The 12,847-nt window shown below is 44.8% G+C and carries 12 protein-coding genes; 6 read left to right on the forward strand and 6 right to left on the reverse strand.

What is annotated here, in order from left to right:
* Positions 1 to 110: 110 nt before the first annotated feature.
* Positions 111 to 575, reverse strand: a complete 465-nt coding sequence (locus U5K35_RS03650) for an EVE domain-containing protein (protein ID WP_322570112.1) — start codon at positions 573 to 575, stop codon at positions 111 to 113.
* 254 nt (positions 576 to 829) lie between these two features.
* Here U5K35_RS03650 and U5K35_RS03655 point away from each other — a divergent pair, with 254 nt between their 5' ends.
* Entirely contained in the window at positions 830 to 1,423 is a 594-nt protein-coding gene (locus tag U5K35_RS03655; protein ID WP_322570113.1) for a hypothetical protein, read from the forward strand.
* Positions 1,424 to 1,435: 12 nt separating this feature from the next.
* On the opposite strand, the gene rfbB is transcribed toward U5K35_RS03655, so the two are convergent.
* From rfbB to U5K35_RS03675, 4 genes are all read right to left on the reverse strand, one after another.
* Positions 1,436 to 2,437 carry a dTDP-glucose 4,6-dehydratase gene (rfbB, locus tag U5K35_RS03660; RefSeq protein WP_322570114.1) on the reverse strand — a complete coding sequence of 334 codons (1,002 nt, stop codon included), beginning with the start codon at positions 2,435 to 2,437 and terminating at the stop codon, positions 1,436 to 1,438.
* A 361-nt stretch (positions 2,438 to 2,798) separates the two neighbouring features.
* Positions 2,799 to 3,347 carry a dTDP-4-dehydrorhamnose 3,5-epimerase gene (gene rfbC, locus U5K35_RS03665; RefSeq protein ID WP_322570115.1) on the reverse strand — a complete coding sequence of 183 codons (549 nt, stop codon included), beginning with the start codon at positions 3,345 to 3,347 and terminating at the stop codon, positions 2,799 to 2,801.
* The gene (gene rfbD, locus U5K35_RS03670; RefSeq protein WP_322570116.1) at positions 3,344 to 4,210 is read right to left on the reverse strand and encodes a dTDP-4-dehydrorhamnose reductase; all 867 of its coding nucleotides are present in this window, start codon (positions 4,208 to 4,210) and stop codon (positions 3,344 to 3,346) included. The genes rfbC and rfbD overlap by 4 nt, the downstream gene beginning before the upstream one ends.
* 1 nt (position 4,211) lies before the next feature.
* Positions 4,212 to 4,919, reverse strand: coding sequence for a sugar phosphate nucleotidyltransferase (locus tag U5K35_RS03675; RefSeq protein WP_322570117.1), 708 nt, complete (start codon positions 4,917 to 4,919; stop codon positions 4,212 to 4,214).
* A 160-nt stretch (positions 4,920 to 5,079) separates the two neighbouring features.
* Between U5K35_RS03675 and U5K35_RS03680 the strand changes: the two genes are divergently transcribed.
* The 3 genes from U5K35_RS03680 to U5K35_RS03690 all read left to right on the forward strand — a co-directional run bounded on the left by U5K35_RS03680 (position 5,080) and on the right by U5K35_RS03690 (position 8,696).
* Positions 5,080 to 5,403, forward strand: coding sequence for a hypothetical protein (locus U5K35_RS03680; protein WP_322570118.1), 324 nt, complete (start codon positions 5,080 to 5,082; stop codon positions 5,401 to 5,403).
* Between the two features lie 222 nt (positions 5,404 to 5,625).
* Positions 5,626 to 5,922, forward strand: coding sequence for a hypothetical protein (locus U5K35_RS03685; protein WP_322570119.1), 297 nt, complete (start codon positions 5,626 to 5,628; stop codon positions 5,920 to 5,922).
* A gap of 104 nt (positions 5,923 to 6,026) precedes the next feature.
* On the forward strand, positions 6,027 to 8,696 hold the full coding sequence (locus U5K35_RS03690) for an invasin domain 3-containing protein (RefSeq protein WP_322570120.1): 2,670 nt from the start codon (positions 6,027 to 6,029) through the stop codon (positions 8,694 to 8,696).
* 14 nt (positions 8,697 to 8,710) lie between these two features.
* On the opposite strand, the gene U5K35_RS03695 is transcribed toward U5K35_RS03690, so the two are convergent.
* Positions 8,711 to 9,631, reverse strand: coding sequence for a DUF4835 family protein (locus U5K35_RS03695; protein ID WP_322570121.1), 921 nt, complete (start codon positions 9,629 to 9,631; stop codon positions 8,711 to 8,713).
* A gap of 121 nt (positions 9,632 to 9,752) precedes the next feature.
* On the opposite strand from U5K35_RS03695, the gene U5K35_RS03700 reads away from it, so the two are divergent.
* The gene (locus tag U5K35_RS03700) at positions 9,753 to 10,499 is read left to right on the forward strand and encodes a hypothetical protein (protein ID WP_322570122.1); all 747 of its coding nucleotides are present in this window, start codon (positions 9,753 to 9,755) and stop codon (positions 10,497 to 10,499) included.
* A gap of 13 nt (positions 10,500 to 10,512) precedes the next feature.
* Positions 10,513 to 12,618 carry a helix-hairpin-helix domain-containing protein gene (locus U5K35_RS03705; RefSeq protein WP_322570123.1) on the forward strand — a complete coding sequence of 702 codons (2,106 nt, stop codon included), beginning with the start codon at positions 10,513 to 10,515 and terminating at the stop codon, positions 12,616 to 12,618.
* Positions 12,619 to 12,847 lie beyond the last annotated feature (229 nt).

The raw sequence follows: 12,847 nt of genomic DNA on the forward strand, positions 1-12,847 counted from the left end.
AGGGAAATAGCCTGCCTTCCGAAGCTTCAGCGCAGTCAGGGGTGAGTCTGAAAGAAAAGCCTAAATTATTTAAGCGGTGCTCGATGAAAAGTATCTTTTGGGACAGCCTCCTACTCCTCAGCCAGCTTTAGAATCTTTTCGTACTGCTCTTCGGTCACCTCGGTAATGGAAAGTCTGTTTCGCTTGAAAAGCTGCATCTCCAATAAATCTTCGTGTTCCTTCAGCTCATCACGGGTAACCGGCTTATCAAATTTCTGAATGAATTTCACATCAATCAGCTGCCACCGCGGATCACTCTCACTGCTTTTGGGATCGAAGTATTTACTGTCCGGATCAAACTGGAGCGGATCAGGGTATGGCTCGGTGCAAACTTCCATTTCCCCGGCAATTACGGGCGGTTTTACATTGGAATGGTAGAAAAACGCACGATCACCAATGTTCATTTCATCTCTCATGATGTTTCGGGCTTCGTAGTTTCTCACTCCGCTCCATCTAATCTGGCCGTCTCGTTTTAAGTCGTCAATACTGTAGGCGTACGGCTCGGATTTCATCAGCCAAAACTGTTTTTTACTCATCGATTAATCTTTTTGTAGTTTGATTTTTAATTTCAATTCAAGGTGAATTTTATGAATGAAAGAGTCCCGAAAACGTTCGGTAAGGGAGATATTCATCAATTATATTAAAATATCCTCTTGACACCCCTCTTAATCTCCCCTTTTTAGGGGAGAATTGTTTAAATCAGTTTAAGTTTTCTTATATAGAACTCAAGTTGACTTACATTCGTGATTTTAACAGGGGCAATAACCTGATCATTCCGTTGAAATTAGCCATGCATTCAACAAATCCAAAGCCTGAAAAACCTGTACTGTTCTGGAGCGGCGGCAAGGATTCCTATCTCGCACTGTTAGAGTGGCAGAATCAGTCTAAACCAGACCCCATTTTGGTCACAACTTTTGATGATGAATCCGGAGTAGTGCCGTATCAGGAAATACCGGTAAGCCGAATTCAGCGTCAGGCATTACAATTGGAACTCCCGCTTATCACCATTCCGCTATCGCATCCGGTTGATAATCAGTCATACCTTTCAGCTTTGAAGATCGAATTTACAGCCGCTCCATTTTCGGTTAAGGATCTGATTTTTGGTGATCTTCACCTGCAGGATATCCGTCAGTGGAGAGAACAGGAATTTGGAAAACTTGGATTTCAAACTCACTTCCCAATTTGGGGAAAATCTCCGGCTGAGCTGCTTTCCATGCTTGATGAACAACCCGTAGAAATTCGAATCCGAAGTGTGAGCAGGGAATTTCGGGACTTCATCAAACCGGGAACCCTATTTGATCAAAAATTTATCCATTCTCTTCCGGATTCAATCGATCCATTTGGAGAACACGGGGAGTTTCATACCGAAGTCATTTTCTTATAACCGGCGGCACCTCTACGAATACCGCTCGATATACCAGCGTACGGTTTCCGCCAGTTTCTCCATGAAATTCTCTGACGGCGCCCATCCCAGTTCGTCTTTAATTTTTTGTATATCCACGGAATATCTGAAATCGTGTCCCGGACGATCTTTTACAAAAGTGATCAGATTCTGATAATCATCCTCCGGCCCTTCCCCAACTTCCCGGTTCAGGATATCACAAATAGAACGAACCAGATCGATATTTTTCCACTCATTTTCACCGCCAATATTGTAGTGCCCGCCCGCCTTTCCATTTTGAAAAACCGTCATCAGTGCCGAGCAGTGATCTTTCACATAAAGCCAGTCACGTACATTCTCACCACTCCCATAAACGGGAATTTCTTCTTTCTTCAAAGCCTTTCTTATTACGGTGGGAATCAGTTTTTCATCATGCTGATGCGGACCGTAATTGTTAGAGCAGTTGGTTATCACCGTATTCAAACCAAAGGTGTGAAAATATGATCGTACTATCATATCGCTCCCCGCTTTTGAAGCAGAGTATGGAGAGTTTGGCGCATAGGGTGTGGTCTCCGTAAAGGAACCCTCATCCCCGAGCGTGCCGTAAACCTCATCTGTTGAGACGTGCAGAAATCGTTTTGGGCTATCCGGATCGGATTCAGCACTGTTCCAGAACTGCCGACACTCTTCCAGGATGTTAAACGTGCCCACCACGTTGGATAGAATAAAAGGTTCCGGTCCCTGAATGGAGTTGTCTACATGAGATTCGGCCGCGAGATGAAATACCCCGTCCGGTTTCCAGGTTTTAACCGTCTTTTGAACCGCTACCCGATCTACCAGATCAAGCTTTTTGAAATGATAACGGCCCGACTGTTTCAAGGGAGCCAGGTAGTTAATATCTGATGCGTAAGTGAGTTTATCGAGATTTAAAATCTCAACATCAGGATAGTTTTCATGCAGAAAAAGGATCAGGTTTGAACCTATGAATCCCGCGCCACCCGTTACAATTAATTTCATGTTCTTCGGTCTAATTTCTTTAGTTCAATACAATTTTATTGATAATCGTCAGTTTGAGCGCAGATTCGACCGCTTTTTTGGTCGGATCGGAGTCGAAAACACATTTCGACTTCATTTCGAGGAAAAAGCACCTTCGAAATTGCGCTCAATGTGACGTATTGCATCATTTGAGGCATCTTTATCTTAAATAGTGTTTATAAAAAACTCATAGTGTCCTAAGAAACCGTCAAGATCAAGGCGCGCGATGGTCAAAAAAGCGGAGTGTACTATGTGTACATAAGCATTTTTTGAGCAAGTGCTCCTCTTTTATCCCGCGAAGCGAAACGCAGAGATTGTCGTTTTCTTGGAGACACTAAATAGATTAAAACAGATCCTGCTCATCCATTTCACTCAAATAAGGCAGATTTTTGTCTTTATCTGATAAAATCGGGCTCTCCACTTTCCAGTTGATATTGAGTTCGGGATCGTCCCATTTTATTCCCCGTTCCAATTTTTTGTTGTAGTAATTGTTGCATTTATAGTAAACCGTCGCCTCATCGGAAAGGACCGAAAAGCCGTGTGCAAAGCCTGATGGTATGAACATCATATACCGATTTTCACCGCTCAATATTGTAGAAAAGTGTTGTTTGTACGTTGGTGAGTTTTGCCTCATATCCACAGCCACATCAAGAATTTTTCCATTAGGCACCATCACCAATTTTCCCTGCGATGCCGGCGGCAGCTGATAGTGCAGCCCTCGGATTGTTCCCTTTTTTGATACCGAGATATTATCCTGAACAAACTCAAACTCGAGTCCGTGTTCTTTAAATAGCTCCACGCGGAATGTTTCCAGGAACTCTCCTCTTTCATCCTTAAAACTTCGTGGCTTTATCAGCCATACGTGGTGTAGTTTTGTCTCTTCAAATTTCATAATGAACGATTTAGTTTTTCTAAAAGAACCGACAATCCCTCTTTCCAAGCAACTACTTTTAACCCTTCTTTTTCCAGTTTTTGATTGGACAGAAGTGAAAACGCAGGACGCTTAGCCTTTGTGGGAAATTCGGATGAAGGAATTCGATGCAGTGTGATCTCAACATTAGCCTGCTTGAAAATTTCTTCGGCAAAATCCGCCCAGGAAATCCTCTCCTTTGAACTGATGTGATACACCCCCGATTTTCCGGCATTTAGCAGCTGAAACGTTTTTTCAACCACATCAAACGTAAAGGACGGGCTTCCTTTTTGGTCGTCTACAACTGAAAGTTCATCCCGCGTTTCTGCAAGCCGAAGCATGGTTTTTACGAAGTTGTTACCGAAAGGACCGCAAAGCCACGAAACCCGAATAAGCAGGCAGTCCAATTCGCTCTTTTCGATAACTATCTCACCTGCCCGTTTAGATCTGCCGTAAGCGTTGACGGGCCGCTTTTCTCCATCTTCAGGATAACCGTCGGGAAACTTACTCCCATCTTCAAAGTTGCCGGGAAACACATAATCCGTGCTGAAGTGAACCAATTTACAGTTATAATCCAAACAGGCATTGACCAGATGCTCAACTCCACCTTCATTCACAGAATGGGCCAACTCCTCTTTATCCTCAGCTTCATCCACGTTGGTATAGGCCGCACAGTTAATCACAACATCCGGCCGGCACTCCTTTATTCTGTTTCGAACCTGTTCGCTATCGGTGATATCCATTTTCTTTGAACCAAAGGCATCAAACGGTTTTCCTTTCAATTCCAGGAACTGAATCCACTCCCTTCCCAGCTGACCGTTCGCTCCGGTAATCAAAAACTTCATATCATTTGTTTTTTGTAGTGAGTTGGTTCGCTCTCTTGTAGGAGTCCGGCGTACCGGCATCCGTCCACCAACCTTCTAAAATTGAATATTTCATACGCCCGTTTCGAATGTAGTAATTATTCACATCGGTGATTTCCAGCTCACCGCGGTCAGACGGCTCCAGGTTTTCAATAACATCAAAAACATCCGGCGGGTAGAAATAGATACCGGTAACGGCATAGTTCGATTTAGGCTCATCAGGTTTCTCCTCAATCCCGATAATCTTATCTCCGTCCAGCTCCGCCACACCAAACCGCTGCGGATCATCAACCTCTTTAATCAAGATTTGGGCGCTGTTTTCCTCAAAGTCTTTTCTGGCGTCACTCAAATCCGACTCGAAGATATTATCGCCCAGAATAACCGCCATCGAATCATCACCGACAAAGTTACGTGCCAACCCCAGGGCCTGGGCAATACCTCCTGCCTCATCCTGAACTTTATAGGTAAACCGGCATCCAAAATCCTTTCCCGAGCCGAGAAGATTTACCACATCGCCCATATGTTCGGTGCCGGTAACAATCAGAATCTCCTCAACTCCTGCGCCGGTCAGTTTCTCGATCGGATAATAGATCATCGGCTTGTTTCCAACAGGAAGCAGGTGCTTGTTTGTCACTTTCGTAAGCGGATAGAGCCGTGACCCTGTTCCGCCTGCCAATACAATTCCTTTCATACTCTTTCGTTGATTTGAAGTGCCTTTAAACCAATGTAGTGCATTAAAATTAATTATATCTTACAGTCAGACATAATAGCATTCTAATTCTGTTCAACAAGGCATACTCTGTATCTTATTTAATACCCAATTGCACAAGGTATTCACTCTTTTTGAAGGTATGAGAAACTCTCTGTCGATAAAAATTTTAATCTACCTATTCTCACTTCTGCTCACAGGAGGGCTATTTAATCAAGCCTATGGGCAGGACAGAGCCGTTCAGGATACGATCAGCAGCTCAAGGAACTGGCAGCCAATGCCAACAGAGTTGAAAATCAGTACTGCTTCAAAGCAGATGAACCTGCAGATTCCTTCCACTCAATCCCTCACAACACCGGTAAACGGCTTTTCAGATGAGTTTGCACCGGCAAACTGGACATTTGATGCTGATGGCGGTAACGGAAGTGTCAATACCGGCAATGCACCAAATTCAATTCAAGTTTAATAAGTTCAGACAATCAATCAGGTGCGGCTAATAACACCACCTACTGTATTACTATTCCGGGCAGCAACGAGGGAGTTTTAGAGTTTGATTGGGACTATGAATCCAATGATGTTGATGGCCCTCTTTATGACCCATTTGGCTACATCGTAAATGGAAATGTTACACAATTAACCGATGATAATGGGGCAGATATTCAAGCCGGAAACGTTAGCTTCACAATAAATGCCGGTGATCAGTTCTGTTTCCTGGCACGATCTGCCGACCAACAGTTTGGAAGAGCCGAAACTGTTGTTAACAATTTCAGTTTTACTCCACCTGCTCCAACAGAAGAAAATGCTTTTACCACATCCGGCACTTGGACGGCTCCCGAAGGAGTATTCGAAATTACCGTTGAAGCATGGGGTGGCGGTGGCGGTGGCGTTTCATTTAATGCACATGGCGGAGGCGGCGGAGGCGGAGGTGCTTATGCCAGTAACGTTATTAGCGTTATTCCTGGAAACACTTACAGCTTTACCATAGGAAATGGAGGAAGTGCTAATGAGAACGGTGGCGACACTTTTTTTGAAGACGGAGCTCTGTTATTAGCTGCAGGTGGTTCTACAGGGACTGAAGATAACGGAGGGTTGGGTGGTTCTATAGCAAATAGTACCGGCAACATATTATTTTCCGGAGGAAATGGAGGTGACGGACTTAGAGGTGGAGGGCCTTCAAACAGACGTACCGGCGGTGGAGGTGGTGGCTCCGCGTTTGAAACTGCTTCTGGAGGTGATGGAGTTGACGGAGGTAGTAACAATCCGGGAGAAGGTGGTACCGGAACCGGTAATGGTGGAAATGGTGGACCTGGTGAAGGAAACGGATTACCCGGAGAAATTCCCGGCGGTGGTGGAGGCGGTAGCGGTGCTGAAGGTATCGGCGGTGCCGGAGCCGATGGCCAAATCATCATTACATTTGAACTTCCTGTACAACCCGACCCAACTCAAACCACTATTGCCGCTGATCCTGATATCTTAGTAGCAGATGGTACTTCTACCTCAGACATCACAGTTCAAGCCGTTGATGAAGACGGAAATAACATTACAGATGGTGGAGAAACAGTCACTCTCTCTGCTACTGATGGAACCTTGAGTCCGGTAACAGACAACGGCGACGGCACCTATACTGCAACATTTACGTCATCAACCAACCCCGGAGTTGTCACCATTTCCGGAACAATTAATGGCGACACAATCACCGACACAGCCGAAATCGAGTTGACGCCTGCTTCCGGCTCAACTTACTACAGCATTCAAAGCGGAGACTTCGACAATCCGAATGTCTGGTCTTTTACCGGTCACGATGGCGATCCTGCCGGATTTGCACCGGGATCCAGTGACATTATCTTCATTGGCGGTAACAACAACACAGACCACACCATCACGCTTGTTGACAACTTCACATTAAATGAGCCCGGCGAACTTAACGTGGTTGACACCGGAGACGGAGCCGGTATTTTATCGACCGAAAGTTTTGTGGTATCCGGCACGGGCGAATTTACCCTCGAAAATAGCGCAACATTGGAAATTGGATCAGCCGACGGTATTTCAATCACCGCCTCAACCGGAAACATTCAAACCGGCACCCGGAATTTCGGTGTAGAGGCAAACTATGTGTATAACGGTCAATCAGAACAAATTACCGGAGATGCACTTCCAATTGATGTAAACAACCTTACCATTGATAATGCCAACAATGTACTGGCTAGTCAGTCATACCGTGTTAATGGTACGCTAAATCTGCTCAACGGTGCTTTCGTGATCGGGGACGGATTATCTTTAATTGCCAATAATAAAAATGTCACTTCCGGCGAACTGACCTATCAGTTGGAAATATACGGCCAGCCCGGATACCGAATGTTATCATCACCTATCGCAGCAGACTTTGATAATTTTTTGAGCGGAGTTCTTACTCAAGGTTTTACGGGCTCTTCACTTACCGGCGACTTGCAACCTAATGTACTTTGGTATGAGGAGTCTTTTGAAGGTACGGATAATCAGCGATGGCGGGCCCCAACTGATGCTGCCAATCAAATTGTGCCCGGGAGAGGGTATTTTGTCTACATGTTTGGTGATGTGGATAGTGACTCACGGTATAATGATCCATTACCCTACCTCCTGGAGGTAAACGGACAGGAAAATGAGGGTACAGGTGGGCAAATTGACCTGAACGTAACTTATACTGCTGAGGCGGACACCGGATGGAATATGGTTGGAAATCCATATGGTTCGGCAATAGACTGGGATCACCCATCCTGGACCAAAACAAATATTAATCCCACAATTTATGTGTGGGACCCCAATACAAATCAGTATTTAACCTGGAACGGCAGCGTTGGGGATATTGATGATGGCATTCTTGCGCCTTTCCAAAGTTTTTGGATAAAGGCTAATGAAAATCCGGAGCTTATTGTAAGTGAAGACGCGAAAACTTTTGGCGGTTCATTTGCCGGGAAAGCTGCTCAGCAGGAAAATACTCCTCTCATAAGCATCAATGCCAGATACTCCAGGAGGTATCAATCCACCGCACACTTCTCCTTCAGCGAATCGGCCAGCTACGGGCTTGATAATTCCGACGCTTACAAACTCTTACCACCACCCGGAGTAAGCGATTATTTAGAGGTTTACTCCCTTACGAATCGTAATGATCGGCTTGCAACAAATCATTTGCCACGCCGATTTGGTTCGAAAATCACCATTCCATTCAGCATAAACGCATATAAAGACGGTTTCCCGATTTCTGATGACATTGAACTTAATTTCTCAAACTTTGAAAATATACCGGAGGCCTGGGAAGTTGAGTTGGTAAACCTTCAAACCGGCCAAACGTATAATGTCAGAGATTCAAAAAAAGTATTGGTAGATATGAGCCATCTTGCAGATCAATCAGATGGAACTCGACATAAGACAGGGTATGAAGTTATAACCAGAGATAGTGATAGCCATATACAGTTCGAGTTAAATATCAATCCGGGCTCTGACGCTGCAGATCTGCCAAACTCATTTGAACTGAAACAAAATTATCCTAACCCATTTAATCCATCAACAAGAATTCGGTTCAATCTTCCAATACAGAGTGAAGTCAGATTTGAAATTTATGATATGCTTGGTCGTAAAGTAGCTACCATCATCGACGAAACCCTTTCTGCAGGTAGCTATGAAAGAGTTTGGGATGCGTCGAACTTATCCAGCGGTGTTTACATCACCAGATTAATCACTTCCAAAGGTGTATTCACTAATAAAATGACTCTCATCAAGTAGTTTTCTACAACCTTCTACTCCACCAACTTTCTATACTCCGATGTATTTGCCGGGTCTGCGTCGCTCAAAATGTTATATGCAGCCGTGCGAATGGCAGGAGATGCGTCTATCAGTGCGGCAACAATCTCCAGATATTTTGCACCAAAAAAGAGATCATAAAGATAGTTGTTACTCGTCACTCGTTTATTTTCCCTGATAAGATCCAGCGCCTCAACAATTTCGTTTCTGGCAAGCTCTTCCTGTTGCGTAAATTGATCCAGTCCCAAACGGTGATATCGGTAGTAAGCACTTCTAAAATCCCTGTACGACGAATTGGTTAAATCGTTAATCAGCCCGAAGCGATTCCGTTGTGCTCCTATCGATCTGCCCCATCCCTGTGCACCGGTATTCTGAGCAATTTCAAAAATACTCAGTGCAGAATTGAAGTGTGGTGACCCTCCTAAATCTGAGAAACTGTCGTAGTCATAACCCAAAATGATGTATGCGTAAAAATCCAGGAAACTGGTTAAATCATCAAACTGCAGATCATCAAAAATCAGGCTTTTGTTTCTGGAATAGTTAAATCGCCAGGCACTGTCGTTGATCACCATCAGTGTTGTTTGCCGATTTGTATTGTAAATGGGCCGGCTTGCTGAGATGACTGCTTCTGCCGTAAAATTGGAATTACCATCGACATCCGTCAGCAGGATCTGGATATTGCACCGAATCCTTTCATAGTCCTCATAACGATCATTTGTCCACCTGTTTTCATTCATATATCGCTCGATGGCGGGTGCCAGTTCAGAAACGTATTCAGTTGAACTTCCGCTTATCTGGCGGTCGTTAACCGTCACCGAACAATTAAGCTCCTGCGCATTTAAACTTTTCAGATTAACCGTTAAAGTCAAAAGAAGCAGAACGTTAACAAAAATTGAAATTTGAAGTTTATCCTTCATATTCAGATAATATAGGTTCTTAAAACGAAATCAATAGAGAATGATAAAGAGGACTCCAATAATATCCCTTTTTATTTTAACATTATCAGTGGCTTTCTGTTTTGGCGTATTTTCTGAAACAATGGCACAATCTGTAATGGGAGCAAAATCGATATCGATGGGGCAAACAGGTGTTGCGCTGCCCGAATCGGAATGGTCGGTTTTTAACAACAATGCCCTCCTTTCAACGGAGAGAAATACGGTTTCATTTTACGGCTTCCGGTATGTGGGCATTGCAGAAATTACAGACATGGCAGCTGCAGCTACGGTTCAAACGAATTTTGGCACGATTGGAGCAGGCGTACACCGCTATGGTTTTAATCTTTTTAATGAGAACCGATTTTTACTCGCCTATAAAAACAGCGAGGACAGATTTCACTACGGAGTGTCCGTCTCCTACGTTCATGTTTATCAGGGTGAAGATTATGGATCAGCGAGCGCTTTTGGACTGGATTTAGGCCTAGCCGCAGAAATAACCGAATCACTCTGGATGGGTGCGCGGGCTACAAATGTAAATCAACCCGCCTATGGAGACACCGACGAAGATCTTCCACGTGAGTTAGCGGCAGGTTTCAGCTATAAACCCGCTTCATCTGCGCAGATTACCGCCGAAATTGTAAAAGACATTAAATTTCCACTCTCCTTCAGAACCGGGCTGGAGTTTGAAATTTTCACTTCATTCTTTACCCGGGCCGGAATTTCTACTAAACCATCCACCTATTCTTTCGGATTCGGTTACGGCAGTGATCGTTGGGCTGTAAACTTTGCCCTTCAGCAGCATAATCCACTTGGGATGAGCCCGGCTCTTGATCTATCCATACGAATTTAAAACCGGCCGGATCATGACACTACTCACTGCATCTCATCATACAAACCAATTCACTTTCAGGGCTATTCAAATTGTCGTGCTAAGCTTCTTAATCACTTTTCTGTTTTTTGAAAGTGCCGCTGCCCAACAACAGGACTCAACACAAACCCGGATTGAACGGGATATTGAGCGTGCACTTGAGGAGTTTGACGGTGAGGAAGTCGACCAGAATCTTGAAGAACTTCTCGAATTTCTGCAAAACCTGGCTAACAGCCCGTTGAACATTAACCGTGCCGGTATAGATGAGCTTTTACAGGTACCGGGACTAAATTTTCGTCTCGCTCAAAACATTGTGGAGTATCGAAACAGAGAGGCTCCTTTTGAAGAGGTGGATGATCTCATGAATGTGTCCGGAATCGGACAGGCAACGCTCAACCAAATCCGCCCCTATGTAACAGTGAGTAGAGGATTGGACCGAGGAAAGGATCTCTATCTGAATCCTCGCTATTGGACGCGGAACAGTCGTGTTGAAGGATTCAGCCGCTACCAGCAGGTTCTGGAGGAGCAACGTGGATATCAGCGCCCGGAAACTTTGGGAGGATTTGTCGGAAGTCCTGTGAAGTACTATCAGCGGTTTCGCTATACGAGCAATCATCTCTCACTGAATCTCACCCAGGACAAAGATCCCGGCGAACCACTTGAGCATCCCGGAGATTTCGACTACGCCTCCTGGCATATTGCACTTCAGGATAACGGTCGGCTCAGGGATTTAATCATCGGTGACTTCAGTGTTGCATTTGGTCAGGGACTGCTGCTTTGGAGTGGCGGAGCTTTTGGAAAAGGCAGTGAAGTAATCGGAACCCCCAATAAAAATGAGCGGGGAGTTCGCCCGTTTACATCAGCACAGGAGATGATCGGGTTCAGAGGAATTGCCGCAACGTACGGCAACCGATTACAACTCACCGGTTTCTATTCAAACCGGCAGCGTACAGCTTCTGAGATCGACGAAATCTATATCCGCTTCCCCACCGAAAGTGGCTACCACAGAACCTTGAATGAACGTGAAAGACGACTAAATATAGGCCAGGAAACTTTTGGAGGAAGAGTCAGGCTTCAGGTTCCGTACGGATTTTTCGGTGTATCCGGTTTTCATAACCGGTTTGAAAGACCCGTTCAGGCAGGAACACTCCCCTGGCAGATCAACAACTTTTATGGACAGACACTGAGCGGTTACTCTGCAGACTTCAGGCTGCTTGCCGGGCCTGCGCTTCTGTTTGGTGAAGCCGCTTACACGGATAACGGAGGTTACGGAGTGCTCGGCGGTACTGAATTAAAACTGGGAGATCGCACCGATGCCGTTGCGGTTTATCGCTATTATGAACCTTCATTTCAGTCCATTTTTGGTTCAGGATTCGGGGAACAATCGGGAAACCCGGGAAATGAAGAGGGTTTTTATCTGGGGCTTAGACACGATCTGAGCTCACAGGTTCGAATCAGTTCCTACATCGATCAGTTTCGATTTCCGGCTGCCCGTTTCCAGCAGCGCCAGCCTTCTTCGGGATATGACTGGCTCTCTTTGATTGAATACAGCCCAAACCGGGATTTGCAGTTTTACGCTCTTTTCAGATATAAACTCCGGGAAGAAGAGTATGCCGATTTTGATGAGATGGGAAGAGAGCTCAGGGTTTTAGGCGAAACACACAGAACAGGAGCAAGATTTCAGGCAGAATACCAGGTAAATCCCTCAATTAGACTGCGCACCCGCTTTGATATGGTCAGAGCCCGCTCCACTCCGGAAGACGCCAGTTGGGGCTATCTTGTTTTTCAGGATATTCGATTCTACCCGTTTCAAAACTTCAGGATCGACGCCAGGATAACCCTGTTCGATACGGATAATTTTGATTCAAGGGTGTTCCAGTTCGAAAACGATCTGCTTTACGTTCTTTCCAATGCCATGCTGTTCGATCGCGGACAGCGGATGTACATGGTCATAAACTACCGGGCAGCCTCGTGGCTGGACTTCTGGCTGAAAGCGGCAACCACCGTTTACGATAACCGTGATGTCATCAGCAGCGGAAACCTTGAGATTGACGGAAACCGCCGAAGCGACATTGGAATTCAGGCAAGGGTTAGATTTTAAATTCAAATCAAGCTTAAGCACGCCCAATCTATTCGTCAAATCCTATAATACCGGTTTATATACCATTCCTTTTTCGCTGATCAAGTCAAATTATATATTTAATTAATTAGTCAATTTTATTATTTATGACTTATTAATTAACTAAAAAGCGCTTCCAAAATAAAATCTATTGCAAACCTGAGGATTTATAGCATTATTTATAATGTGTTAAAACTTTAGAAGTTCTCAA

It is taken from the genome of Rhodohalobacter sp. (assembly GCF_034521535.1).
Lineage (GTDB): Bacteria > Bacteroidota > Rhodothermia > Balneolales > Balneolaceae > Rhodohalobacter.

Excerpts from the sequence above, each read along its gene's own strand:
- U5K35_RS03650 (WP_322570112.1), bottom strand. The coding sequence starts at position 575 with ATGAGTAAAAAACAGTTTTGGCTGATGAAATCCGAGCCGTACGCCTAC.
- U5K35_RS03655 (WP_322570113.1), top strand. The coding sequence starts at position 830 with ATGCATTCAACAAATCCAAAGCCTGAAAAACCTGTACTGTTCTGGAGC.
- rfbB (WP_322570114.1), bottom strand. The coding sequence starts at position 2,437 with ATGAAATTAATTGTAACGGGTGGCGCGGGATTCATAGGTTCAAACCTG.
- rfbC (WP_322570115.1), bottom strand. The coding sequence starts at position 3,347 with ATGAAATTTGAAGAGACAAAACTACACCACGTATGGCTGATAAAGCCA.
- rfbD (WP_322570116.1), bottom strand. The coding sequence starts at position 4,210 with ATGAAGTTTTTGATTACCGGAGCGAACGGTCAGCTGGGAAGGGAGTGG.
- U5K35_RS03675 (WP_322570117.1), bottom strand. The coding sequence starts at position 4,919 with ATGAAAGGAATTGTATTGGCAGGCGGAACAGGGTCACGGCTCTATCCG.
- U5K35_RS03680 (WP_322570118.1), top strand. The coding sequence starts at position 5,080 with ATGAGAAACTCTCTGTCGATAAAAATTTTAATCTACCTATTCTCACTT.
- U5K35_RS03685 (WP_322570119.1), top strand. The coding sequence starts at position 5,626 with ATGCCGGTGATCAGTTCTGTTTCCTGGCACGATCTGCCGACCAACAGT.
- U5K35_RS03695 (WP_322570121.1), bottom strand. The coding sequence starts at position 9,631 with ATGAAGGATAAACTTCAAATTTCAATTTTTGTTAACGTTCTGCTTCTT.
- U5K35_RS03700 (WP_322570122.1), top strand. The coding sequence starts at position 9,753 with ATGGCACAATCTGTAATGGGAGCAAAATCGATATCGATGGGGCAAACA.
- U5K35_RS03705 (WP_322570123.1), top strand. The coding sequence starts at position 10,513 with ATGACACTACTCACTGCATCTCATCATACAAACCAATTCACTTTCAGG.